At 65.8% G+C, this 24,881-nt stretch carries 21 protein-coding genes and 4 tRNA genes; 10 read left to right on the top strand and 15 right to left on the bottom strand.

Features of this window, described 5'->3' with window-relative positions; genetic code table 11:
• The first annotated feature begins 14 nt into the window (after window positions 1-14).
• Window positions 15-1,709, top strand: coding sequence for a dihydroxy-acid dehydratase (ilvD, locus tag VAPA_RS14885; RefSeq protein ID WP_021007599.1), 1,695 nt, complete (start codon window positions 15-17; stop codon window positions 1,707-1,709).
• A 36-nt stretch (window positions 1,710-1,745) separates the two neighbouring features.
• Here ilvD and VAPA_RS14890 read toward each other — a convergent pair whose 3' ends face one another.
• Window positions 1,746-2,000 (bottom strand): TIGR04438 family Trp-rich protein, encoded by a 255-nt coding sequence (locus VAPA_RS14890; RefSeq protein WP_021007600.1) that lies wholly within the window; start codon window positions 1,998-2,000, stop codon window positions 1,746-1,748.
• 107 nt (window positions 2,001-2,107) lie between these two features.
• Between VAPA_RS14890 and VAPA_RS14895 the strand changes: the two genes are divergently transcribed.
• Complete coding sequence (locus VAPA_RS14895) at window positions 2,108-2,413, top strand: c-type cytochrome (RefSeq protein WP_021007601.1); 306 nt, start codon at window positions 2,108-2,110, stop codon at window positions 2,411-2,413.
• 11 nt (window positions 2,414-2,424) lie between these two features.
• On the opposite strand, the gene VAPA_RS14900 is transcribed toward VAPA_RS14895, so the two are convergent.
• Window positions 2,425-2,925, bottom strand: a complete 501-nt coding sequence (locus VAPA_RS14900) for a hypothetical protein (RefSeq protein ID WP_021007602.1) — start codon at window positions 2,923-2,925, stop codon at window positions 2,425-2,427.
• 140 nt (window positions 2,926-3,065) lie between these two features.
• Window positions 3,066-5,063, bottom strand: coding sequence for an acetate--CoA ligase (gene acs / locus VAPA_RS14905; protein WP_021007603.1), 1,998 nt, complete (start codon window positions 5,061-5,063; stop codon window positions 3,066-3,068).
• Between the two features lie 146 nt (window positions 5,064-5,209).
• Between acs and VAPA_RS14910 the strand changes: the two genes are divergently transcribed.
• A complete protein-coding gene (locus tag VAPA_RS14910) occupies window positions 5,210-5,851 on the top strand; it encodes a YqhA family protein (protein ID WP_021007604.1) in 642 nt (213 codons plus the stop codon).
• Here VAPA_RS14910 and VAPA_RS14915 read toward each other — a convergent pair.
• Window positions 5,811-6,773, bottom strand: a complete 963-nt coding sequence (locus VAPA_RS14915; protein WP_021007605.1) for a LysR family transcriptional regulator — start codon at window positions 6,771-6,773, stop codon at window positions 5,811-5,813. The genes VAPA_RS14910 and VAPA_RS14915 overlap by 41 nt on opposite strands.
• 101 nt (window positions 6,774-6,874) lie before the next feature.
• On the opposite strand from VAPA_RS14915, the gene VAPA_RS14920 reads away from it, so the two are divergent.
• Window positions 6,875-7,492 carry an NAD(P)-dependent oxidoreductase gene (locus VAPA_RS14920; RefSeq protein ID WP_021007606.1) on the top strand — a complete coding sequence of 206 codons (618 nt, stop codon included), beginning with the start codon at window positions 6,875-6,877 and terminating at the stop codon, window positions 7,490-7,492.
• A 53-nt stretch (window positions 7,493-7,545) separates the two neighbouring features.
• Here the strand turns inward: VAPA_RS14920 and fumC are convergent, their stop codons facing one another.
• Window positions 7,546-8,943 carry a class II fumarate hydratase gene (gene fumC / locus VAPA_RS14925; RefSeq protein WP_021007607.1) on the bottom strand — a complete coding sequence of 466 codons (1,398 nt, stop codon included), beginning with the start codon at window positions 8,941-8,943 and terminating at the stop codon, window positions 7,546-7,548.
• Window positions 8,944-9,492: 549 nt separating this feature from the next.
• Here fumC and proV point away from each other — a divergent pair.
• Genes proV through VAPA_RS14955 form a run of 6 tightly spaced genes read left to right on the top strand, consistent with a single transcriptional unit; the run spans window position 9,493 to window position 16,189 of the window.
• On the top strand, window positions 9,493-10,746 hold the full coding sequence (proV, locus tag VAPA_RS14930) for a glycine betaine/L-proline ABC transporter ATP-binding protein ProV (RefSeq protein ID WP_021007608.1): 1,254 nt from the start codon (window positions 9,493-9,495) through the stop codon (window positions 10,744-10,746).
• Between the two features lie 21 nt (window positions 10,747-10,767).
• Window positions 10,768-11,943, top strand: coding sequence for a glycine betaine/L-proline ABC transporter permease ProW (gene proW / locus VAPA_RS14935; RefSeq protein ID WP_021007609.1), 1,176 nt, complete (start codon window positions 10,768-10,770; stop codon window positions 11,941-11,943).
• A 23-nt stretch (window positions 11,944-11,966) separates the two neighbouring features.
• Entirely contained in the window at window positions 11,967-12,974 is a 1,008-nt protein-coding gene (gene proX, locus VAPA_RS14940) for a glycine betaine/L-proline ABC transporter substrate-binding protein ProX (RefSeq protein ID WP_021007610.1), read from the top strand.
• 58 nt (window positions 12,975-13,032) lie between these two features.
• Window positions 13,033-14,586 (top strand): fumarate hydratase, encoded by a 1,554-nt coding sequence (locus VAPA_RS14945; protein WP_021007611.1) that lies wholly within the window; start codon window positions 13,033-13,035, stop codon window positions 14,584-14,586.
• Window positions 14,583-15,392: a glutamate racemase gene (gene murI / locus VAPA_RS14950; protein WP_021007612.1), complete on the top strand. Its 810-nt coding sequence runs from the start codon at window positions 14,583-14,585 to the stop codon at window positions 15,390-15,392. Before VAPA_RS14945 ends, murI begins: the two co-directional genes overlap by 4 nt.
• A gap of 14 nt (window positions 15,393-15,406) precedes the next feature.
• Window positions 15,407-16,189: a PA3715 family protein gene (locus VAPA_RS14955; RefSeq protein WP_021007613.1), complete on the top strand. Its 783-nt coding sequence runs from the start codon at window positions 15,407-15,409 to the stop codon at window positions 16,187-16,189.
• A 10-nt stretch (window positions 16,190-16,199) separates the two neighbouring features.
• Here VAPA_RS14955 and VAPA_RS14960 read toward each other — a convergent pair whose 3' ends face one another.
• The 10 genes from VAPA_RS14960 to VAPA_RS15005 form a co-directional block, all read right to left on the bottom strand.
• On the bottom strand, window positions 16,200-17,501 hold the full coding sequence (locus VAPA_RS14960) for an MFS transporter (protein ID WP_021007614.1): 1,302 nt from the start codon (window positions 17,499-17,501) through the stop codon (window positions 16,200-16,202).
• 46 nt (window positions 17,502-17,547) lie between these two features.
• A complete protein-coding gene (locus VAPA_RS14965) occupies window positions 17,548-18,180 on the bottom strand; it encodes a DUF6806 family protein (RefSeq protein WP_012747623.1) in 633 nt (210 codons plus the stop codon).
• Window positions 18,181-18,202: 22 nt separating this feature from the next.
• Window positions 18,203-18,294, bottom strand: a tRNA-Leu gene (locus tag VAPA_RS14970).
• Between the two features lie 105 nt (window positions 18,295-18,399).
• A tRNA-Cys gene (locus VAPA_RS14975) sits at window positions 18,400-18,473 on the bottom strand.
• A 64-nt stretch (window positions 18,474-18,537) separates the two neighbouring features.
• A tRNA-Gly gene (locus tag VAPA_RS14980) sits at window positions 18,538-18,613 on the bottom strand.
• Between the two features lie 54 nt (window positions 18,614-18,667).
• Window positions 18,668-21,109 (bottom strand): endopeptidase La, encoded by a 2,442-nt coding sequence (gene lon, locus VAPA_RS14985; protein ID WP_021007615.1) that lies wholly within the window; start codon window positions 21,107-21,109, stop codon window positions 18,668-18,670.
• 119 nt (window positions 21,110-21,228) lie between these two features.
• Window positions 21,229-22,494 carry an ATP-dependent Clp protease ATP-binding subunit ClpX gene (clpX, locus tag VAPA_RS14990; RefSeq protein WP_012747621.1) on the bottom strand — a complete coding sequence of 422 codons (1,266 nt, stop codon included), beginning with the start codon at window positions 22,492-22,494 and terminating at the stop codon, window positions 21,229-21,231.
• 122 nt (window positions 22,495-22,616) lie between these two features.
• On the bottom strand, window positions 22,617-23,225 hold the full coding sequence (gene clpP, locus VAPA_RS14995; protein WP_021007616.1) for an ATP-dependent Clp endopeptidase proteolytic subunit ClpP: 609 nt from the start codon (window positions 23,223-23,225) through the stop codon (window positions 22,617-22,619).
• A 114-nt stretch (window positions 23,226-23,339) separates the two neighbouring features.
• Window positions 23,340-24,656, bottom strand: a complete 1,317-nt coding sequence (gene tig / locus VAPA_RS15000; RefSeq protein WP_021007617.1) for a trigger factor — start codon at window positions 24,654-24,656, stop codon at window positions 23,340-23,342.
• Window positions 24,657-24,682: 26 nt separating this feature from the next.
• Window positions 24,683-24,769 (bottom strand) — tRNA-Leu (locus tag VAPA_RS15005).
• Window positions 24,770-24,881: the final 112 nt, after the last annotated feature.

Genomic DNA, 24,881 nt, shown 5'->3' on the forward strand with positions numbered 1-24,881 from the left:
ACACAAGAGACACCATGGACACCAAGCCAATCCAGATCAACCGCCGCAGCGCCAACATCGTCGAAGGCAAGAGCCGCGCGCCCAACCGCTCGATGTTCTATGCCATGGGCTACGAAGAGAGCGACTTCAAGAAGCCGATGGTCGGCGTCGCCAATGGCCACAGTACCATCACGCCCTGCAACTCGGGCCTGCAGAAGCTGGCCGATGCGGCCATCGCGGGCATCGAGGAAGCCGGCGGCAATGCGCAGGTGTTCGGCACCCCCACCATCTCCGACGGCATGGCCATGGGCACCGAAGGCATGAAGTACTCGCTGGTGAGCCGCGAGGTCATCTCGGACTGCATCGAGACCTGCGTCGGCGGCCAGTGGATGGACGGCGTGCTGGTGGTCGGCGGCTGCGACAAGAACATGCCCGGCGGCCTGATGGGTATGCTGCGCGCCAACGTGCCGGCCATCTACGTCTACGGCGGCACCATCCTGCCGGGCCGCTACAAGGGGCAAGACCTCAACATCGTGAGCGTGTTCGAGGCCGTGGGCCAGAACGCCGCCGGCAACATGAGCGACGAAGACCTGCACGAGATCGAGAAGCGCGCCATTCCCGGCACCGGTTCGTGCGGCGGCATGTACACCGCCAACACCATGTCCAGCGCGTTCGAGGCGCTCGGCATCTCGCTGCCCTACTCGTCGACCATGGCGAACCCGCACGATGAGAAGGCCAACTCGGCCAAGGAATCGGCCAAGGTGCTGATCGAGGCCATCAAGAAAGACCTGAAGCCGCGCGACATCGTGACCAAGAAGGCCATCGAAAACGCCGTGGCCGTGATCATGGCCACCGGCGGCTCCACCAACGCGGTGCTGCACTTCCTGGCGATTGCGCACGCGGCCGGCGTGGACTGGTCCATCGACGACTTCGAGCGCATGCGCAAGAAGGTGCCGGTGCTGTGCGACCTGAAGCCCTCGGGCAAGTACCTCGCGGTCGACCTGCACCAGGCCGGCGGCATTCCGCAGGTCATGAAGGTGCTGCTGAACGCGGGCCTGCTGCACGGCGACTGCATCACCATCACCGGCCAGACGATTGCCGAAGTGCTGAAGGACGTGCCTGACGTGCCGCGTGCCGACCAGGACGTGATCCGCCCGATCGACAAGCCGATGTACGACGAAGGCCACCTGGCCATCCTCAAGGGCAACCTGTCGCCCGAAGGTGCGGTCGCCAAGATCACCGGCCTGAAGAACCCGGTCATCACCGGACCGGCGCGCGTGTTCGACGACGAGCAGTCGGCGCTCAAGGCCATCCTCGACGGCAAGATCGTGGCCGGAGACGTGATGGTGCTGCGCTACCTCGGCCCCAAGGGCGGCCCGGGCATGCCCGAGATGCTGGCGCCCACGGGCGCGCTGATCGGCGCAGGCCTCGGCGAAAGCGTGGGCCTGATCACCGACGGCCGCTTCTCGGGCGGCACCTGGGGCATGGTGGTCGGCCACGTCGCACCTGAAGCGGCGGCGGGCGGCACCATCGCCTTCGTGAACGAGGGCGACTCGATCACCATCGACGCCCACAAGCTGGTGCTCGAACTCAACGTGCCCGAAGCCGAGCTCGCCAAGCGCCGTGAAGGCTGGAAGCCGCCGGCGCCGCGCTACACGCGCGGCGTGCAGGCCAAGTTCGCGTTCAACGCCTCGAGCGCAAGCTCGGGCGCGGTGCTCGACAAGTACTGAAGCCGGGTCAGGGACGGCCGCTCGAGGCGCTGCGTGTCAGCGCTTCGGGCGCTGGCCCTTGCTGCCGGGCAAGCCCATGTTGCTGCGCTGGCGGTCGATGCGCGCCTGCTTGCGCGCTTCCTCGCGCTCGATGACCTTGCGCTTGGTGTAGCCCGACCAGTCGGCCCATGCCCACCACGCCATGGCCATGGCAAAGGGCGACAGCACGATCCACCAGCTCCAGCCGGCAACCATGCCCACCTCGAAGTACTTGAGGCCCACGCCAAGCAGGCCCAACAGCAGAAAAAGCATCGCGAATCCCTCCGGGTTTTGTTGGCAACGCTTCCGGACGCCGGTGCACGGCGCTACCTACAATCGCGTTACATCGAATGTAACCCAGCCATTACGAATAAGCCCCCATGAAAAGACTCCTGTCATTTGCAGTTCTCGGCCTCGGCCTGGCGGCCCCCGCCTTTGCCGACCTGGCGCTGGCAACGTCGAAGAACTGCATGAGCTGCCATGCGGTGGACCGCAAGGTGCTCGGTCCCGCCTTCAAGGATGTGGCAGCCAAGTACAAGGGCAACGCCGGTGCCGCCGACATGCTGGCGGCGAAGATCATCAAGGGCGGCTCGGGCGTCTGGGGGCCGGTGCCGATGCCGGCCAACACCCAGGTCAGCGAAGCCGACGCCAAGAAGCTCGCAGCCTGGGTGCTGTTGGCGCGCTGAGGCTCATCTCATCAAACCCGCGGATCGATGTCCGTGGGCAGCGGCCGGCGCTCGATGCGGTCTTCGAGCTGCCCGATGTGCGCGGCCACGGTGTTGTCGGACTGCTCCGAACGCTGGCGGACCACGCTCTCGACCTGCCCCAGCCGCGTCAGCAGCGCGGCATGCCGCTCGGCGTTCTGCGCCATGTGCTTGTTTTCCTGCGCTTCGAGGAAGTTGCGCAGTTCGGTGAAACGCGAGGCCTCGGCCTTGTCGGCCAGGTCGCGCTGCACCTGCATTTCCCTGTTGTGGCGCTTGGCATCGAGCAGCACCGAGCTGTGCAGGTACAGAACGTAGACCAGGAAGAACACGCCGAGGGCAACCGTCAGCCCCAGCATCATGAGGCCCAGCGGCGCGGACACGGTCATGAAGCCCAGCGACACCGGCACTGGTGACGACAGCGTGCCCCAGTTGAGCGCGGCGAGCGCCGCGATCAGCAGCAAGATGACGAACAGGAAAGCAGATCTCACGCCCATGGGGGCCTCCTTCGTAAAGATCGAACACAGTGGACTGCGCCATGCACGTCGAGGTGCATGGCAACTGCGCCGGTTTTACCTCAGGCCGCGGGCCGCAATGGCCCCTGCTTCCCACTAACGGCCATGTCCTACAGATCGAATCAGTTGGTCTGTGACAACTGCTCCAGAATGGCCGGATTTTCCAGCGTGGAGATGTCCTGCGTGATGGCCTCGCCCTTGGCGATGCTGCGCAGCAGGCGCCGCATGATCTTGCCGCTGCGCGTCTTGGGCAGGTTGTCGCCGAAGCGGATGTCCTTGGGCTTGGCGATGGGGCCGATCTCCTTGGCCACCCAGTTGCGCAGCTCGTTGGCGATCTGCCTGGCCTCCTCGCCGGTCGGGCGTGAGCGCTTGAGCACGACGAAGGCGCACACGGCCTCGCCCGTCACGTCGTCGGGCCGGCCCACCACCGCGGCTTCCGCCACGAGGTCGGTCTTGGCCACCAGCGCCGATTCGATTTCCATCGTGCCCAGGCGGTGGCCCGACACGTTCAGCACGTCGTCGATGCGCCCGGTGATGCGGAAGTAGCCGCGGTCCGCGCTGCGCACCGCGCCGTCGCCGGCCAGGTAGATCGTGCCGCCCATCTCCTCGGGGAAATAGCTCTTCTTGAAGCGCTCGGGGTCGTTCCAGATGGTGCGGATCATCGAGGGCCAGGGCCGCTTGATGACCAGCATGCCGCCGGCGCCGTTGGGCAGGTCCTTGCCCGTTTCGTCGACGATGGCGGCCATGATGCCCGGCAGCGGCAAGGTGCACGAGCCCGGCACCAGCGGCGTGGCACCCGGCAGCGGCGTGATCACGTGGCCGCCGGTCTCGGTCTGCCAGAAGGTGTCGACGATCGGACACTTCTCGCGGCCGATGTTCCGGTGGTACCACATCCAGGCTTCGGGATTGATGGGCTCGCCCACCGAACCGAGGATGCGCAGGCTGTCCAGGTTCCAGTTCTTCGGATGCACTTTCTCGTCGCCCTCGGCCGCCTTGATGAGCGAGCGGATGGCGGTGGGCGCGGTGTAGAACACCGACACCTTGTGCTGCTCGATCATCTGCCAGAAGCGCCCGGCGTGCGGGAAGGTGGGGATGCCCTCGAACACCACCTGGGTGGCGCCGGCGGCCAGGGGCCCGTAGGCCACGTAGGTGTGGCCGGTGATCCAGCCGATGTCGGCGGTGCACCAGAACACGTCCTCGGGCCGGATGTCGAAGGTCCAGTCCATGGTGAGCTTGGCCCACAGCAGGTAGCCGCCGGTGGCGTGCTGCACGCCCTTGGGCTTGCCGGTGGAGCCGGAGGTGTAGAGGATGAAGAGCGGGTGCTCGGCATTGACCGGCACGGGAGCGCAGTCGGTGCTTTGCCCTTTCAGCGCTTCGGCGAAGCTCTTGTCGCGGCCTTCGACGCGGGCCCACGCGGTGGGGGTGCGCTCGTAGACGAACACGGTCTGGATCGATTCGCAGCCGCCGAGCGCGATGCCGTCGTCGACGATGGCCTTGAGCGGCAGTTCCTTGCCGCCGCGCAGCTGGTAGTTGGCGGTGATGACGGCCACCGCGCCGGCGTCGATGATGCGCTCCTGCAGCGCCTTGGCCGAGAAGCCGCCGAACACCACGCTGTGGGTGGCGCCGATGCGCGCGCAGGCCTGCATGGCGACCACGCCCTCGATGGTCATGGGCATGTAGATGATGACGCGGTCGCCCTTGCGGATGCCCGCGGCCTTCAGCGCATTGGCGAACTGGCTCACGCGGGCGAGCAGTTCCTTGTAGCTGACGCGGGTGACGGCGCCGTCGTCGGCCTCGAAGACGATGGCGGTCTTGTGCTCGACGGGGGTGCCGATGTGGCGGTCCAGGCAGTTGGCGCTGGCGTTGAGCTCGCCGTCGCCGAACCATTCGTAGAACGGCGCCTTGGACTCGTCCAGGGTCCTGGTGAAGGGCCTGGTCCACTGCAGGTTGCCCTGGGCCAGGCGGGTCCAGAAGCCCTCGAAGTCCTGTTCGGCTTCCCGGCACAGGGCCTCGTAGGCGGCCATGCCGGAGATGCGGGCGCCCTCGCTGGCGCGGGCGTCGGGGGGGAACACGCGGTTCTCGACCAGTACGGATTCAATGTTTTTCGATGCGCTGCTCATTCGCTTTGTCTCCTGGATGGATGCGGCGTAATGTCGGCCGCCGCACTTACGGGTCACTGACGGGTCCGATGTTAGTTCGCAGGGTTATCACGAGTCCGACACGGGGGCACCCCTAGAATCGCCAGTCTTTCACGACCACCCTGCCGATGTCCGCTACCGACCCTTTCGATTCCCGCAATAATCCATCAATTCCAGCCAAAGGCTCGCCGCTCAGGCCGCTGCCCAAGCTGATTTTCGCAAGCCGCTGGCTGCAACTGCCGCTGTACCTGGGCCTGATCGTGGCACAGGCGGTGTACGTGGTGCACTTCCTGGTCGAGCTGCTGCACCTGGTCGAAGCCGCCTTCGGCAGCAAGGACGCGCTGCAGGCGCTGATCACCAGCATCGGCTACAAGACCACCGCCCCGGTGGGCACGCTCAACGAAACGGTGATCATGCTGGTGGTGCTGGCGCTGATCGACGTGGTGATGATCTCCAACCTGCTGATCATGGTGATCGTGGGCGGCTACGAAACCTTCGTGAGCCGCATGGACCTCGAAGGCCACCGCGACCAGCCCGAATGGCTGAGCCATGTGAATGCCTCGGTGCTCAAGGTGAAGCTGGCCACGGCCATCATCGGCATCAGCTCGATCCACCTGCTGAAGACCTTCATCAACGCGGACAACTACACCGATCGCGTGCTGATTGCGCAGACCGTGATCCACATCGCCTTCCTGTTCTCGGCCATGGCCATTGCCTACACCGACAAGCTCATGACGTCGAACGCGCCACAGGGCGGCGGGTCGCACTGAGCTCCCGGCCCGCCGGCGGCAGGTCCCACGCAGGCACCTCGGTGAATCGTCCGGCCAGGAAGTCGAGCATCGTGCGCAGCGTGGCCGGCATGTGCTTGCGCGAGGCGTACACCGCGTACATGCCGACCACCTGCGGCTCGAATTCCGGGAACAGCCGCACCAGTTCGCCCGCCTGCAGCAAGCCGGCGGTCAGGTAGGTCGGCAGCATCGCGATGCCGGCCCCTGCCCGCGCAAGATGCATCAGGCTCGCGGCATCGTTGGTCGACACGTTGCCGCCGACGGCCACCGAAACGGGCGTGCCGTCGTCCTTGCGCGTGAAATTCCAGAGGCTGCGCCCGAAGTACGAGTGCGTGAGGCAGTTGCGCTGGGCCAGCTCCTCCACGCGCAGCGGCTGCCCGTGCTCCTTCAGGTAGCCGGGTGATGCGCACACCACCGAGCGGCAATCGGTGAGCCGCCGCGCAATGAGGTTGGGATCGATCTCCACCGCCACGCGGATCGCCAGGTCGATGCGCTCGTCCACCAGGTTCACCGCCCGGTCCATCAGCACCAGGTCGACCGCCACGCCGGGATAGAGCCGCACGTAGTCGGCCACCGCATCGGCCAGCTGCGCCTGCGCGAACGAGGTGCTGGCCGTGATGCGCAGCTGGCCGCGCGGCGCCTCGGCCGGGTGCCGCACGGCCTCCTGCATGTCGCCCGCGAGTTCGAGCACCTGGCGGCAGCGCGGCAGCAGTTCCTCGCCCGCCGCCGTGAGGCTCAGCCGGCGCGTCGTGCGGTGCAGGAGGCGCGCACCCGTCCATTGCTCGAGCTCGGCCACGTAGCGCGTGACCACCGGCCGCGAGAGGTCGAGCTTGTCGGCCGCGGCAGAGAGGCTGCCCGCATCCACCACGGTGACGAACACGTGCATTGCATTCAATCGGTCCATTCGAACGATTTTAGGAATAAACAAGCGCGAAATTCGAGGTATTTCTTTCGAAACCAGAAACCTAAGATGCGATTCATCCCACTCAATTTCTGGAGCCACTCATGAGCCACATCGCCATCATCGGCGCCACCGGACGCGCCGGCGGCCGCCTTCTCGAAGAGGCCCTGCGCCGCGGCCACAGCGTGACGGCCATCGCACGCAAGGCCAGCGACAAGCTGTCGGGCCGTGCCAACGTGAAGGCCGTGGACCTCGACGTGCTCGACGGTGCCGCGCTCGAAAAGGCACTGGCCGGCCACGACGCCGTGTTCAGCGCCGCGCACTTCGCCACCGTGCCGCCCGCGGCCATCATTGAGCCGGCCAGGCGCGCGGGCGTGAAGCGCCTGCTGGTGGTCGGCGGCGCCGGCAGCCTGTTCGCGGCACCGGGCCTGAAGGTGATCGACACGCCGAACTTCCCCGAGGCATACAAGGCCGAAGCCTCGGCCGGCGGCGTGTTTCTCGATGCACTGCGCAACGAGAAGGGACTCGACTGGACCTTCCTCTCGCCCTCTGCCGAATTCGTCGAAGGCGAGCGCACGGGCAAGTTCCGCCTGGGCAAGGACGACCTGCTGGTGAGCGCCGAAGGCCGCAGCTGGATCACTTTCGAGGACTACGCGATCGCGTTCATCGACGAGCTCGAGAAACCAGTCCATTCGCGCCAGCGCTACACCGTCGGCTACTGATCGGCCGCAATAGAAAAGGACCCGCGGGTCCTTTTTTCATGTGACTGTCCGGATCAACGACCCGTCATGTTCTCCGGCACCACCCACTGGTCGAACTGCTCGGCCGTGAGGTGCCCCGAGGCAATCGCGGCTTCGCGCAGGCTGGTGCCCTCCTTGTGCGCCTTCTTCGCGATGTAGGCCGACTTGTCGTAGCCGATGTGCGTGTTGAGTGCGGTCACCAGCATCAGCGAACGCTGCACCAGCTCCGTGATGCGTTCGCGGTTCGGCTCGATGCCCACGGCGCAGTGGTCGTTGAAGCTCACCATGCCGTCGGCCAGCAGGCGCACGCTCTGCAGGAAGTTGTGCGCCACCATCGGGCGGAACACATTGAGTTCGAAGTTGCCCGAAGCACCGCCGATGTTGATCGCCACGTCGTTGCCGAACACCTGCGCGGCCAGCATGGTGACGGCTTCGCTTTGCGTCGGGTTGACCTTGCCCGGCATGATCGACGAGCCGGGTTCGTTCTCTGGAATGCTGAGTTCGCCGATGCCGCTGCGCGGGCCGCTCGCGAGCCAGCGCACGTCGTTGGCGATCTTGTTCATGCTGGCGGCGAGCGTCTTGAGCGCGCCGTGGGCATGCACCAGCGCATCGACGCTGGCCATGGCTTCGAACTTGTTGGGCGCGGTCACGAACGGCAGGCCCGTGAGCTTCGCCAGCTCGGCCGCCACCTGCTCCGCATAGCCCTTGGGCGCGTTGAGCCCGGTGCCGACGGCCGTGCCGCCCAGCGCCAGTTCGCACAGGTGCGGCAGCGCGGCGCGCACATGCGCCTCGCCGTGCGCCAGCTGCGCCACGTAGCCCGAGAACTCCTGGCCCAGCGTGAGGGGCGTGGCGTCCTGCAGGTGGGTGCGGCCGATCTTCACGATGTCGGCAAAGTCCTTCGACTTCTGCGCGAGCGTGCCGCGCAGCTTGGCAATGGCCGGCAGCAGCTTGTGCGTGATGGCCTCGACCGCCGCCACGTGCATGGCGGTGGGGAACACGTCGTTGCTCGACTGGCTGCGGTTCACGTCGTCGTTCGGGTGCACGAGGCGCCCTTCCCCGCGCTCGCCGCCGAGCAGTTCGCTGGCGCGGTTGGCCAGCACCTCGTTGACGTTCATGTTGGTCTGCGTGCCCGAGCCGGTCTGCCAGACCACCAGCGGGAACTCGCCCGGATGCTTGCCGGCAATGACTTCGTCGGCCGCGGCCACGATGGCCTGGGTCTTCTTCTCGTCCTGCAGGCCCAGCGCGTGGTTGACCACGGCCGAGGCGCGCTTGACCTGGGCCAGCGCCTTGATGATCTCGCGCGGCTGCTGCTCGCCGGAGATGTCGAAGTTCTGCAGCGAGCGCTGCGTTTGCGCACCCCACAGCTTGTCGGCCGGCACGTCGATCGGTCCAAAGGTATCGCGCTCGGCACGGGTCTTGGGGGAAGTCGTCATGATGAAAAAGCTCCGCAGTCTTGGATGGTTGCGCCCGCTCGCCGGGCGCGACGCCGAGTATGGCCTCGATAAGAATAGCTCGCATCTGGCGAGGCTTTTGCCTCCAGGCGCGCAGCTCACGATACGCCCCGGGGTTGACGCGCGTCATGTCAAAAAGTTATAATTGCGGTCTTCAGACGACCAACAAGTCATGTTGGTTTCCCTTGCGCTACTCGCGGATCACCGAATCCCGTCGCGGTGCAAGGCTCTTTCCGCCGGGCCCTGCCCGGCAAACTGGCCGGATCCTTCCGGCCCCATTGCCACGTCACGCTCATCCAGGCGGCGCCCCTCGACCAGGCCCGTCGCTCTGCGAATGAAGCATCCGGCGGGCACTGGCTTCGTCGCCATGTCGTCTTCAGTGCCTGTCGGCAGCCCTTGAGGCTCGCCGGGCCATTGCACGCGCCTTCTTCACGCGCTCTCTGTTCGGGCATCCCCATCGGCTGATGGCGTGGCCGTTGCCGCCCTCCGGGGCGGTGCTGTGTCCAACCTTCACACAAGGAGCCCCGGCGTATGGCCAAAGGAATTCTCATCGACCATGTCTTCAAGGTGTTCGGCGATTCGCCCGAACAGGCACTCGAACTCGTCCGCCAAGGTTTTTCGAAGAAGGAAATCCTCGCGCAGACGGGCCAGTCGATCGGCGTGTTCGATGCCACCTTCGAGATCCAGGCCGGCGAGATCTTCGTCATCATGGGCCTCTCGGGTTCGGGCAAGTCGACGCTGGTGCGCCTCTTGAACCGTCTGATCGAACCGACCGCCGGGCGCATCGTGATCGACGGCGCGGACATCAACGAGCACTCCGACGCCAAGCTGCGCGCGCTGCGCCGCAAGGACATCAGCATGGTGTTCCAGTCGTTCGCGCTGATGCCGCACATGACGGTGCGCGAGAACACCGCCTTTGGCCTCGAACTGTCGGGCACGAGCCGGAAGGAGCGCCTCGCGCAGGCCGACCTGGCGCTCGCGCAGGTGGGCCTCGCGGGCTGGGGCGACAGCTACCCCGACGAGCTCTCGGGCGGCATGCAGCAGCGCGTGGGCCTGGCGCGCGCGCTGGCCTCGGACCCGTCGATCCTGCTGATGGACGAGGCCTTCTCGGCCCTCGACCCGATCATCCGCACCGAGATGCAGTCGGAGCTGCTGCGGCTGCAGAAGGAGCAGCGGCGCACCATCGTCTTCATCTCGCACGACCTCGACGAAGCCATGCGCATCGGCGACCGCATCGCGATCATGAAGGACGGCCAGGTGATCCAGGTCGGCACGCCCGACGAGATCCTGCGCAGCCCCGCCGACGACTACGTGCGCAGCTTCGTGCGCGGGGTGGACGCCGCGGCCGTGTTCAAGGCGGCGGACATCGCGCGCAAGTCGCTGACCGTGGTGTGCGAGCACCCCGAGCGCGGCGCGCGCGCGGCGCTCAAGCTGCTGGAAGACCAGGACCGCGACTTCGCCTACGTGACGAGCCCGACCAAGCGCTACCTGGGCACGGTGTCGGCCGACACGCTGCGCGCGGCGCTCGACGGCCATTCGGGTCCGCTGGGGCTGCAGCACGCATTCATCGACGGGCTGCCATCGATCGACGCCGAGGCCGCCGTGGCCGGCCTGATCGGCCAGCTCGCGCAGGCCCCCTGCGCAGTGCCGGTGGTGGCAGGCGACGGCCGCTTCTGCGGCGCGATCAGCAAGACCACGCTCTTGAAGTTCCTCGACCGCGACACGCCGCCGATCGACCCGGCACATCAGCCCCAGCAACTTGCCGCCGCTGTGGCCGCTGCCTGACCGACTTCGAAGGATCCCTTGATGAACGACACCGCACCGACCTCCGAACTCGCCCCCCTGAACGACGCAGCCGCCACGCTCGCTCCACAGGCGCACACGCTCGACCCCTGGGAGGCCCTGTCCGCCGCGCCCGACGCTTCCGCGACCAGCGCCTGGCTCGACGCCCCCGTCAACACGGCCCATCAGCTGGCTGGATCGGCCGATGCAACGGCCAGCGGCTTGCAGCTGCACCGCCTCTGGGACGGCTCCCTCCCCGTCGAATCCTGGATCAACCAGGGCCTCGGCTGGGTGGTCGAACATTTCCGCCCCTTCTTCCAGACCGTGCGCCTGCCCATCGACAGCACGCTGAACTGGGTGCAGGGCCTGCTGACCGGCCTGCCGACGCTGGCGATGATCGCGTTGATCGGCCTGTTCGCCTGGCAGTTCGCCGGCCGCGCGCTCGCCATCGGCACCACGGTGGCACTGCTGCTGGTGGCCATGCTGGGCATCTGGCCCGAGGCCATGGTGACGCTGTCGCTGGTGCTGACCTCGCTGGTGTTCTGCATGGTCATCGGCCTGCCGCTCGGCGTACTGCTGGCCAGCAGCGACCGCGCGCAGCGCCTCATGCGCCCGGTGCTCGACGCGATGCAGACCACGCCCGCCTTCGTCTACCTGGTGCCGGTGGTGATGCTGTTCGGCATCGGCAACGTGCCGGGCGTGATCGTGACCATCATCTTTGCGCTGGCGCCGCTGGTGCGCCTGACCAACCTGGGCCTGCGCCAGGTACGGCCCGACCTGATCGAGGCGGCGCGTGCCTACGGCGCCTCGCCCTGGCAGATGCTCGTGAAGGTGCAGCTGCCGCTGGCCATGCCCTCGATCATGGCGGGCATCAACCAGGCGCTGATGCTGTCGCTGTCGATGGTGGTGATCGCCTCGATGATCGCCGTCGGCGGCCTGGGCCAGATGGTGCTGCGCGGCATCGGCCGGCTCGACATGGGCCTGGCGACCGTGGGCGGCCTGGGTATCGTGCTGCTGGCGATCTCGCTCGACCGGCTCACGCAGGCCATGGGCAAGTCGCGCCGCAGCGCCGGGCGCCGCTGGTGGCACACCGGCCCGGCCGGCCTGGCGCTGCGCCTGCTGCAGCGCCTCGTGGGCACGCCGTCGCGCGGCAACGGTGCGAACGAGCCCGCTCCCTCCCTCGCCACGCAAGCGCAATGACCCGTCACGCAGGAATTCAACGCATGAAGAAAACCAGTCTCGCCATCGCCCGCGGCCTCCTGGCCGTCGGTTTCGCCGCCTTCGGCATGGTGGCGCAAGCCGCCGACGACCTGCCCGGCAAGGGCGTCACCGTGCAGCCGCTCAAGAGCTCGCTCGCCGAAGAGGCGTTCCAGACGCTGCTCGTGGCGCGCGCGCTCGAAAAGCTCGGCTACACCGTCGAACCCATGAAAGACCTCGAACCCGCCACCGAGCACCTGGCCATCGCCAACGGCGACGCCACCTTCATGGCCAACCACTGGAGCCTGCTGCACGCCGACTTCTACAAGAACAGCGGCGGCGACGCCAAGCTGTGGCGCAAGGGCGTGTACTCGGACGGCGCGGTGCAGGGCTACCTGATCGACCGCAAGACGGCCGAGCAGTACAACATCAGCAACATCGCACAGCTGAAGGACCCGGCCATCGCCAAGCTGTTCGATGCCGACGGCGACGGCAAGGCCGACCTGACGGGCTGCAACCCGGGCTGGGGCTGCGAACTGGCGATCGAGAACCACCTGACGGCCTATCAGCTGCGCGACACCGTCACGCACAAGCAAGGCAGCTATGCCGCGCTGATGGCCGACACCATCGCCCGCTTCAAGCAGGACAAGCCGGTGCTGTATTACACGTGGACGCCCTACTGGGTCAGCGCCGTGCTGCGGCCCGGCGCGGACGTGGTGTGGCTGCAGGTGCCCTTCTCGTCCTCCCAGGGCGGAAACGCGGACACGCAGCTTCCCAACGGCAGGAACTACGGCTTCCAGGCCAACCAGGAGCAGATCGTCGCCAACAAGGCCTTCGTCGAGAAGAATCCGGCCGCCGGCAGGTTGTTCGAGGTGATGAAACTGCCGATCGGCGACATCAACGCCCAGAACCTGCGCATGAGCCAGGGCGCCAACACGCAACAGGACCTGGAGCGCCACACGGACGGCTGGATCCGGGTGCATCGGCCGCTGTTCGACGGCTGGATCGAGGAAGCCCGGGCCGCCGCAAGATAGAACGCGGCGGCTGAGATAATCGGGGGGCGTTTCCACACTCCAAAAAGCATCCCCCACCATGACGACCACGATCCAGCAGGCCGACCTGATCGAATCGATCAGCGCCGCGCTGCAGTACATCAGCTACTACCATCCCGCCGACTACATCGCCCACCTGGCCCGCGCCTACGAGCGCGAACAGAGCCCCGCCGCCAAGGACGCCATCGCGCAGATCCTGACCAACAGCAAGATGAGCGCCACGGGCCACCGCCCGATCTGCCAGGACACCGGCATCGTCAACGTGTTCCTCAAGGTGGGCATGGACGTGCGCTGGGGCGGCTTCACGGGCAGCCTGGACGACGCCATCAACGAAGGCGTGCGCCGCGGCTACAACCACCCCGACAACACGCTGCGCGCCTCGGTCGTGGCCGATCCGCAGTTCGACCGCAAGAACACCAAGGACAACACGCCCGCGGTGATCTTCACCGAGATCGTTCCCGGCAACACCGTCGAAGTGACGGTCGCGGCCAAGGGCGGCGGCAGCGAGAACAAGAGCAAGCTGGTCATGCTGAACCCCGGCGACAGCGTGGTCGACTGGGTGCTCAAGACCGTGCCCACCATGGGCGCCGGCTGGTGCCCGCCCGGCATGCTGGGCATCGGCATCGGCGGCACCGCCGAGAAGGCCGCGCTGATGGCCAAGGAAAGCCTGATGGACGACCTGGACATGCACGAGCTGCAGGCCAAGAAGGCCTCGGGCGCCGAGCTCAGCAAGGTCGAAGCGCTGCGCATCGAGCTGTACGAGAAGGTCAATGCCCTGGGCATCGGCGCGCAGGGCCTGGGCGGCCTGGCCACCGTGCTCGACATCAAGATCAAGATGTACCCGACGCATGCGGCCAGCAAGCCGGTGGCGATGATTCCGAACTGCGCGGCCACGCGGCATGCGCACTTCGTGATGGACGGCAGCGGCGCGGTCTACCTCGACCCGCCCTCGCTCGACCTGTGGCCCGACGTGAACTGGGCGCCAGACGAAAAGAAGAGCAAGCGCGTCGACCTCGACAAGCTCACGCCCGCCGAAGTGGCGAGCTGGAAGCCGGGCGACACGCTGCTGCTCAACGGCAAGATGCTCACCGGCCGCGACGCCGCGCACAAGCGCATCCAGGGCATGCTGGCCAAGGGCGAAAAGCTGCCGGTCGACTTTACGAACCGCGTCATCTACTACGTCGGCCCGGTCGATCCGGTAGGCGACGAAGCCGTGGGCCCGGCCGGCCCGACCACCGCCACGCGCATGGACGGCTTCACCGAGATGATGCTGGCCGAAACCGGCCTGATCGCGATGATCGGCAAGGCCGAGCGCGGCCCGGTCGCCATCGAGGCCATCAAGAAGCACAAGAGCGCCTACCTCATGGCCGTGGGCGGCGCCGCCTACCTCGTGAGCAAGGCCATCAAGACCGCCAAGGTGGTGGGCTTCGAGGACCTGGGCATGGAAGCCATCTATGAATTCGACGTGGTCGACATGCCCGTGACGGTGGCGGTCGATGCCGGCGGCACCAGCGCGCACATCACCGGCCCGGCCGAGTGGCAGAAGCGCATCGCAAGCGGCGAGTTCAAGACCATCATGATGGAAGAGGCTTGAACAACCCGGTCGGCGTCTTCGACAGCGGCGTCGGCGGGCTCAGCGTGCTCGCCGCGCTGCGCGCCGAGCTGCCGCACGAGCGCTTCGTGTACTTTGCCGACACCGCTTTCGCGCCGTATGGCGAGCGCGGCAATGCCTACGTGATCGAGCGCTCGCGCAAGGTCGCCGACCAGTTGATTGCCGAGCACGGCATCAAGGCGCTGGTGGTGGCCTGCAACACGGCCACCACGGCAGCGATCCACCTGCTGCGTGCTGAACATCCGGCCTTGCCCATCGTGGGCCTCGAGCCTGCGCTCAAGCCCGCGGTGGCGACGAGCCGTACCGGCCACATCTCGGTGATGGCCACGCGCGGAACATTGGCCAGTGCCAAGTACGCGGCCCTGCGCGACTCATTCGCAGGGTCGGCCAACGTCCGTGCCGTGCCATGCGACGGACTCGTGAAGGCGATCGAGGGCTTCGACACCGCGGCCATCACGGAACTCTGCGCCCGCTACATGGCCGAAGCCGGTCCTTTCGGCGACGCACCCGGCCAGGTCGATACCGTGGTGCTCGGCTGCACGCACTACCCGCTCGTGAAAGATGAACTGCAGCGCCATGCGCCGCCCGCGCTGCGTTTCATCGACACCGGCGCGCCGGTCGCGCAGCAGACCCGGCGCGTGCTGTCTTCGCTCGGCCGCCTCGCGGAAAGCGGCGAAGGCGGGCTGGTCCTGCAGGGCAGCGGCGACCCCGCCGTGCTCGAAGCCGCCGCCGCGCACTGGCTGCAAGAGCCCCAAGATACTTCGGCGCCTGCCGCAACCGCCGCCTGACGCCGACCGACAACATGCGTCTTCTTCTTTTGCGCCGCGCCCTGCTCCTGCTCTGCCTTTCGGCAGCCGGCCTGAGCCATGCGGCCTGCGAGAGCGGGCTTGCCGAGCGCATGCACGCCAAGCTGTATCCGAACCGCCCGCTCGACGAGCGCCTGGCCGCGTGCAAGCTCTGGCCCGCCTTTGCGGGGCGCAGCATCGTGGTGCTGCCCGTGCCACGCGAAACCAGCAGCACGGGAGCCAAGGTCTTCGATCTCGAAGTGCTGCTCATCCAGCGGCCCGACAACGGCAACACCGAGCGCGACACGGTGATCGGCCGCATCTTCCAGCCCGAGGCGCTCGACGAAGACAGCGCGACCGCCATCCAGGACATCCGGATCGACACCTCGCGCTACGTGCTGTCGTCCGACACGCGCGCCTTCGGGCTGCGCGTGCGCTATCGGGGCACGGCGCCGGGCAGCACGGTGGCAAGCGAAACCATCCGCCTCTACGTGCACCACGGCAACAAGCTGCGCCAGGTACTGCAAGAGGTCGAACTCGACCACGACAGCGGCGAATGGGACAGCACCTGCACCGGCCACTTCGAGCAGCTTCGCACGATGCTTTCGGTCGGCAAGTCGACGGGCAACGGCTACGCCGATCTGCAGCTGTCGCGCACGGTCATGCAGAGCCGCGCGCAGATGCAGGAAGACCAGGGCTGCACGGAAAAGGCCATGCCCGCGCGGTTCAATACCGTGACGCTGCGCTACGACGGCGAGCGCTACCGGGTGCCGAAGTCTCTCAAGCCGCAGATGCCCTGACCCGCCTGCCTCACCGGCTGCGCTGCGCGGCTTCCCGGCCGCGCGCCATGTCAATGGGCAGCAACAGCAGCAGTCCCGCAATGAACAGCGCCGCGGTCGAGAGAATGGCGATGCGCTGGTTGCCGCTTGCGGCCCACGTGATGGCGCCGAACATCAGCGGACCGACGATGCTCGCGAGCCGCGTGGCAAAGGTCCAGAGCCCGAAGAACTCCGCGAGCTGCCGCGGCGGGGCCAGGTAGCCCGTCATGGCACGGCCCGCCGACTGGCTCGAGCCCATGGCGAGCCCTGCAATGGCAGCGGCCCACCAGAAGGTGCCCTTGGTGGTCGCCATCGCGGCAATCACGCAGACCGCGATCCACGCCACCAGCGTACCGGCCAGCGAGATCTTGTGGCCGATGCGGTCCTGCACGTAGCCGAAGCCGAAGGCGCCGAGCGCGGCCGCAATGTTGAGCACGAAGATCAGCACCATGGTTTCACTCGCCACGAAGCCGATGACCTGTTCGGCATAGATGGCCGCGAGCGTGATGGCCACCGCCACGCCGCCCTGGTAGCAGACCGTGCAAACCAGCAACTGCATGAAATCGCGGTGGGCGCGGGCTTGCCGGAAGGTGGCGCGCAGTTGCTGCCACGCTCCCACTGCGCTGCTGGCCGTTCGAGGCTGCGCGCGTTCGGGCAAGAGAGCAAAGGTGGCAGAAGCCGCCGCGCCGTAGATGGCCGCCGTGATCAGCATCGTGACCGGAACGAAGTGCGACGCAGGCAAGCCTTTCGCCTGGGCCGACAGCACATAGGCCAGGCACAGCCCCAGCGCGAGCATGCCGCCGACGTAGCCGAAACTCCAGCCCCACCCGCTGACCTTGCCCATGCCCTCGGCTGTCGCGAGTTCGGGCAGGAAGGCGCCGGTCAGCGACTCGCCATAGGAATAGAAAGTGTTCGAGACGATGATCAGCGCCATCGCAACCGCGACGCCCATGGGCCCTGCGAACCTCGGCGTGAATGCGAGCGCAGCTGTCGCAACGACGCAGCCCACCGTCGCAACCACGAGCACCCGCTTCTTGGCCGCGCGCCGGTCGGCCCAGGCGCCGATGGCAGGCATCGAGAGCATGACGACGGCATAGGACGCGCTGAGCGCCGCGGTCCAGGCGAAGGCCGCCCATGGCGCGCCCTTGGCGATGCCACCCACGAAATAGGCGGCAAACACGGCCGTGATGACGACCGTGGTGTAGCCGGAATTGGCAAAGTCGTACATGGCCCAGCCGAACACCTCGCGCTTGCGCACGCCGGCATTCAGGGCAGAAGGCGGGAACAGCGCCATGCGGCGATGGATCAACCGGTCGCCGGACGCAACAACGCTGGCCGGGTCAGTGCAGATGGCGCGGGCGGCGGCCGCCGCCATGCCCGCCGCCGCTGCCACTGCCGCCGGTGCCGCGCGGGCGCTTGCCGATTTCGAGCGAATTCACGAGCGCATCGAAGCGGTCGCTGAAAAGGCGGTCGATCTCGGACACCACGCCACCGAGCTCGGCGCCATCGAAATGGCGCTCCATCAGGTTGACGACGTCTTCCACCAGCAGGTCGCGCTGCACCTGCATGATCGCGGCCGGGTTGGGACCGACGAACAGCATCAGGAAATCGTCGCGGGACTCCTCGTCCGGGTCGCCCTCTTCCTCGTCGAAGTCGGTGTCGTAGAAGGTGACCTCGATGGCGGCGCCGCGCTCCGACAGTTCGTTCAGGGCCATGCACATCTCGTCGAGCGCCTGGCGAAAGTCTTCGTCGCCCGGCACCGTCCAGCAGATCTGGAGCATGTGGTCCTTCTGCTCGAAGCGAATACCGGGTTCTTCTTCGTAGGTGCTCGTCGCGCCGTCGGCCAGCGACTTGGCGCCCGCATAGGCCCACAGCGGCTTGAGCGCTTCCTGGATCTGATCGAAGCCGACGTCGGAGCGCAAAGGCACGTCGCCGTGCACATGAATTTCAAATGGAGCGTTGTAACGAGGCATGGAGTGCTCCCTTGTCTAAGTGTGGTGCCCGGAACGGGGGTCGAACCCGTATGCCCCGATTAAGGAAGCGGCGGATTTTAAGTCCGATGTGTCTACCAATTTCACCATCCGGGCCTCGGGTTGAACATCGACGATAACCCAAACGAAACGAGCCCCGGCAACGCAGGTTGGCGGGGCTGGGTTTTTCAATGGGGAGTGGATCGAACTTGATCAGGGAGGTGGAGGCGCGACCCGGAGTCGAACCGGGCTAGACGGATTTGCAATCCGTTGCATAACCGCTTTGCTATCGCGCCACGCTGCTGAAAACGAAATCGAATTCGCGAAAAAAAGGGAAGCAGTGCTTCCCTTTTTCAAAACTGGAGCGGGAAAAGAGTCTCGAACTCTCGACCTCAACCTTGGCAAGGTTGCGCTCTACCAACTGAGCTATTCCCGCGTTTCGAGCCTCGAATTATAGAACACTTTTTCGGGGCCCGGCAAGTTTTGCCGATCAATGTTTGACAGAGCCCTCTGAAGCCGGGGCGCCAGCGCGCTGCTTGGCCAGTTCGGCCACGGCGGCAGCAGAGGCGGCAACCTCCTCGTCCGACAGCGGCTCGGGCATCTTCTCGAGTGCGATCTCCAGGACCTTGTCGATCCACTTCACAGGCACGATCTCGAGGCCGTTCTTCACGTTCTCGGGAATGTCCTGCAGGTCTTTCGCGTTCTCTTCGGGAATCAGCACCGTCTTGATGCCGCCGCGCAATGCGGCCAGCAGCTTTTCCTTCAGGCCACCGATGGCCGTGACCTCGCCGCGCAGCGTGATCTCGCCGGTCATGGCGACGTCTGCACGCACGGGAATGCCCGTGAGCGCCGACACGAAGGCGGTGGTCATTGCGGCACCCGCGCTCGGGCCATCCTTGGGCGTTGCGCCATCGGGCACGTGGATGTGGATGTCGCGCTTCTCGAACACCTCGTCCTTGATGCCCAGGCGGCGCGAACGGCTGCGCACCACGGTGCGTGCGGCCTCGACCGATTCCTTCATCACGTCGCCGAGCGAACCGGTGCGGCTGATCACGCCCTTGCCGGGCATGGTGACCGCTTCGATGGTGAGCAGGTCGCCGCCCACCTCGGTCCAGGCCAGGCCGACCACCTGGCCGACCTGATTCTGCTTCTCGGCCAGGCCGAAGCTGTACTTGCGCACGCCGAGGAAGTCGTTGAGGTTGGCACCGTCGACCACGACCTTGGGCGTCATCTGCTTGAGCAGCAGGCCCTTGACCACCTTGCGGCAGATCTTGGAAAGCTCGCGCTCGAGCGAACGCACGCCCGCTTCGCGCGTGTAGTAGCGCACGATGTCGCGCACGGCCTCTTCGGTGACGAGCAGTTCGTCTTCCTTGACGCCGTTGTTCTTCAGCTGCTTGGGCAGCAGGTACTTGAGCGCGATGTGCGTCTTCTCGTCCTCGGTGTAGCCCGACAGGCGGATGACTTCCATCCGGTCGAGCAGCGCCGGCGGGATGTTCATCGAGTTCGAGGTGGCGACGAACATCACGTCGGAAAGGTCGAAGTCGACCTCGACGTAGTGGTCGCCGAAGGTGTGGTTCTGCTCGGGGTCGAGCACCTCGAGCAGCGCGCTCGAAGGGTCGCCGCGGAAGTCGGTCCCCAACTTGTCGATCTCGTCGAGGAGGAACAGCGGATTGCGCGTGCCGATCTTGTTCAGCCCCTGCAGCACCTTGCCCGGCAGTGCGCCGATGTAGGTGCGGCGGTGGCCGCGGATCTCGGCCTCGTCACGCATGCCGCCAAGCGCCATGCGGGTGTACTTGCGGCCGGTCGCCTTCGCGATCGACTGCCCGAGCGAGGTCTTGCCCACGCCGGGCGGGCCCACGAGGCACAGGATGGGCGCCTTGACCTTGTCGACGCGCTGCTGCACCGCGAGATATTCGAGGATGCGGTCCTTGACCTTCTCCAGGCCGTAGTGGTCGGCATTGAGCACCGCCTCGGCATTGGCCAGGTCGTGCTTGATCTTGGTCTTCTTGCTCCAGGGCAGGCCGACTAGCACGTCGATGTAGTTGCGCACCACGGTGGCTTCGGCCGACATGGGCGACATCAGCTTGAGCTTCTTGAGCTCGCCCTCGGCCTTCTTGAGCGCTTCCTTGGGCATCTTGGCGAGCTTGATCTTCTTCTCGATCTCCTCGATGTCCGCACCCTCTTCGCCCTCGCCGAGCTCCTTCTGGATCGCCTTGACCTGCTCGTTGAGATAGAAGTCGCGCTGGTTCTTTTCCATCTGGCGCTTCACGCGGCCACGGATCTTCTTGTCGACGTTGAGGATGTCGACCTCGCGCTCGAGCTGGCCGAAGAGGTTCTCGAGCCGCGACTTGACGTCGTCCAGGTCGAGCACGGCCTGCTTGTTGTCGAGCTTCAGCGGCAGGTGCGCCGCGATGGTGTCGGCCAGGCGGCCCGGATCGTCGATGCTGGAGATCGACGTGAGGATCTCGGGCGGGATCTTCTTGTTGAGCTTGACGTACTGGTCGAACTGCTGCATCACGGCGCGGCGCAGCGCCTCGACCTCGGTGCCCTTCTCGCCGCTCGCGGGCGCCTCGACGGGCGTCACGTTGGCCGAGAAGTGGGTCTCGCCGTCGTCGATGCGGTTCACGCGGGCGCGCTGCTGGCCCTCGACCAGCACCTTCACGGTACCGTCGGGCAGCTTGAGCATCTGCAGGATGGTCGAGACGCAACCCACCTCGAACATGTCCTCGACCGAGGGCTCGTCCTTGGCTGCGGCTTTCTGGGCCACCAGCATGATGCGGCGCTCGGCTTCCATGGCCAGTTCGAGCGCCTTGATGCTCTTGGGGCGCCCCACGAACAGCGGGATCACCATGTGGGGGAACACGACGACGTCGCGCAGCGGCAGCAGCGGCAGGTCGATCGCGTCGGCAGGCAGGGGGGTATGACCGGACATGAATATCCTTTGATTGATCAGGCAAAGATGGATGGGTGTTCGGGCATTTCAAGCCCGTGCACCCGGTCTTTGTCGAAGGCGCCGGACGCCTTGGTGAAAAGAGCCGGCGCCGCGTTCACTCAGGCCTTCTTGGCCGCTTCGCGGTACACGAGCAGCGGCGGCTTGTTTTCATCGATTGTGGATTCCTCGACCACAACCTTGTCGACGTTGGTGGCATTCGGCAGCTCGAACATGGTGTCGATCAGCGACTGTTCGAGAATCGAACGCAGGCCGCGCGCGCCGGTCTTGCGGGCCAGCGCCTTGCGCGCAATGGCCTTGAGGGCCGCGGGACGGATCTCCAGGTCGACGCCTTCCATCTGCAGCAGCTTGGTGAACTGCTTGACCACCGCGTTCTTGGGCTCGGTCAGGATCTGCACCAGCGCGTCTTCGCTGAGCTCGGCCAGCGAGGCCACCACCGGCATGCGGCCCACCAGTTCGGGGATCAGGCCGAACTTGATCAGGTCTTCAGGCTCGACTTCGCGGAACACCTCGGTGATGCTGCGCTGCGCCTTGCTCTTGACCGAGGCGCCGAAGCCGATGCCCGAGGCTTCGGTGCGGTTCTCGATGACCTTCTCGAGGCCGGCAAAGGCGCCGCCGCAGATGAACAGGATGTTGGTCGTGTCGATCTGCAGGAAGTCCTGGTTCGGGTGCTTGCGCCCGCCCTGGGGCGGCACGCTGGCCATGGTGCCTTCGATGAGCTTGAGCAGCGCCTGCTGCACGCCCTCGCCCGACACGTCGCGCGTGATGGACGGGTTGTCCGACTTGCGCGAGATCTTGTCGATTTCGTCGATGTAGACGATGCCGCGCTGGGCGCGCTCGACCTCGTAGTTGCAGCTCTGCAGCAGCTTCTGGATGATGTTCTCGACGTCTTCGCCCACGTAGCCGGCCTCGGTCAGCGTGGTGGCGTCGGCCATCACGAAGGGCACGTCGAGCATGCGCGCGAGCGTTTGCGCGAGCAGCGTCTTGCCCGAGCCCGTGGGGCCGATCAAGAGGATGTTGCTCTTGCTGAGCTCGACGTCGTCGCCCTTGGCCTTTTCCTTGTGGCGCAGGCGCTTGTAGTGGTTGTAGACCGCCACCGACAGCATGCGCTTGGCCGGCTCCTGGCCGATCACGTAGTTGTCGAGGTTGGTCTTGATTTCCAGCGGCGTGGGCAGGTCGCTGCGCGCCTCGCGCGCCTCTTCACCAGCCGGGAGCTCGTCGCGGATGATTTCGTTGCAAAGGTCGATGCACTCGTCGCAAATGAAGACCGAAGGGCCCGCGATCAGCTTCTTGACCTCATGCTGGCTCTTGCCGCAGAACGAGCAATAAAGCGTTTTTTCGCTGGAAGAGCCTTTTTTTTCGGCCATGGACAGGTGCCTCGTAACGGGGTGGGGACAATGATAACTAAACAAAAACGGCGTTTCCCGTGTGGAAAACGCCGGTTTTTGCCTTTTTGGCGCCGCCGGCGCCGCGGCACGGGCTCAATCGATCAGCTGCGCTTCGCAATGACCTGGTCCACCAGGCCGTATTCCTTGGCTTCGTCGGCCGTGAGGAAATAGTCGCGTTCGGTGTCCGACTTGACTTTTTCGAGCGGCTGGCCCGTGCGTTCGGCCAGGATGCGGTTCATCTGGTCCTTGGTGCGCAGGATGTCGCGGGCATGGATCTCGATGTCCGTGGCCTGGCCGCGCGCGCCGCCGAGCACCTGGTGGATCATGATCTTCGAATTGGGCAGCGAGAAGCGCTTGCCCTTTTCGCCGGCCGCCAGCAGGAAGGCGCCCATGCTGGCCGCAAAGCCGATGCACATGGTGGAAACGTCGGGCTTGATGAACTGCATGGTGTCGTAGATGGCCATGCCGGCGCTCACGCTGCCGCCCGGGGAGTTGATGTAGAACGAAATGTCCTTGTCCGGGTTCTCGCTCTCGAGGAACAGCAGCTGCGCCACCACGAGGTTGGCAGTCTGGTCGTTCACCTCGCCCACCAGGAAAATGATGCGCTCCTTGAGGAGACGCGAATAGATGTCGTAGGACCGCTCGCCGCGGCCCGACTGCTCGATGACCATCGGGATCATGCCGAGGCCTTTGATTTCCTGTGCGCTCATTGATTTGCTCTCCGGAAAGGGTTCGTTCGCTGTTCGAATTTAACTGTACGCCAGAGTGAAATGGGGCTCGTGCCGCAAAGCACAAGCCCCATTGGCATCGCGGGCGGTGGCGGATCAACCTTGCTGTTGCGCCATCAGTTCGTCGAACGTCACCGACTTTTCATTGACCTTGGCCTTGCCGAGCACGAATTCGGTCACGTTGTTCTCGATGACCACGGCTTCGACTTCGGCCAGGCGGTTGTTGTCGCTGAAATACCAGCGCACGACGTCGGCCGGCTTTTCGTAGCTGGCGGCCAGCTCGTCGATGTGGGCCTTGATCTGCTCGGGCTTGGCCTGCAGGTTGTTGGCACGCACCAGTTCGGCCACCACCAGGCCCAGGCGCACGCGGCGCTCGGCTTGCGGACGGAACACTTCGTCGGGAATCGGCGCCTTGTCGGCGTCCTTGATGCCGCGCTGCTTGAGTTCGGCGCGGGCGCCTTCGACCATGCGGTTCACTTCGGACTGCACGCTCGCGTTGGGCAGGTCGAGTTCGGCGTTGGCCACCAGGGTGTCCATCACGGCGTTCTTGTTGCGCGCCAGCAGGCGGAACTTCACTTCGCGCTCGAGGTTCTTCTTGATGTCGGCGCGCAGGCCCTCGACCGTGGCTTCGGCAATGCCGAGCGACTTGGCGAGCTGCTCGTTGACTTCGGGCAGGTGCGAGGCTTCGATCTTCTTCACGGTGACCATGAAGTCGGCTTGCTTGCCGGCCACGTCCTTGCCGTGGTAGTCGGCCGGGAACGAGAGCGGGAAGGTGCGGCTGTCGCCGGCCTTCATGCCGCGCACGGCGTCTTCGAATTCCTTCAGCATCTGGCCTTCGCCGACGATGAACTGGAAGTCTTCGGCCTTGCCGCCCGGGAAGGGCTCGCCGTCGATCTTGCCTTCGAAATCGACCGTCACGCGGTCGTCGTCCTGCGCGACGGCGTCTTGCGCGCGCTGCGCGAAGGTGCGGCGCTGCTTGCGCAGGATGTCGAGCGTCTTGTCGATGGCGTCGTCGCCCACTTCGGCCGAGAGCTTCTCGACTTCGGCGCCTGCCAGGTCGTTGATCTTGACTTCGGGGAACACTTCGAAGACGGCGTCGAAGGCGAGCTGGCCTTCGGGCGACTCTTCCTTCTCGGTGATGCGGGGCTGGCCGGCCACGCGCAGCTTGGCTTCGTTGGCGGCCTGCGAGAAGGCTTCGCCGACCTTGTCGTTCATGACCTCGTAGTGCACCGAGTAGCCGTAGCGCTGGGCCACGACGTTCATCGGCACCTTGCCAGGACGGAAGCCATCCATCTTGACGGTGCGCGCGAGCTTCTTGAGGCGCGAATCGACTTCGGACTGGATGGTGCCGACCGGCAGGGTCAGCGTGATCTTGCGTTCGAGCTTCTCGAGAGTTTCAACGGTCACGGTCATGGTGTCTTCCTTGTGAGGGGTGTGGCTGGTGCGCGGGGCCGGACTCGAACCGGCACGTTCTTGCGAACGTCAGGACCTAAACCTGGTGCGTCTACCAATTTCGCCACCCGCGCTATTGCCATTTTTCAGGTGAATGCAAAAGCGGACGGCCCTGGTGCAGCGAACACCCCATACTGGATATCCGCCGCCCAAAGACCGTCCGCCTGAAATCGGTCAACCGCGTAT

Source organism: Variovorax paradoxus B4 (assembly GCF_000463015.1).
GTDB classification, from domain to species: Bacteria; Pseudomonadota; Gammaproteobacteria; order Burkholderiales; family Burkholderiaceae_C; genus Variovorax; species Variovorax paradoxus_E.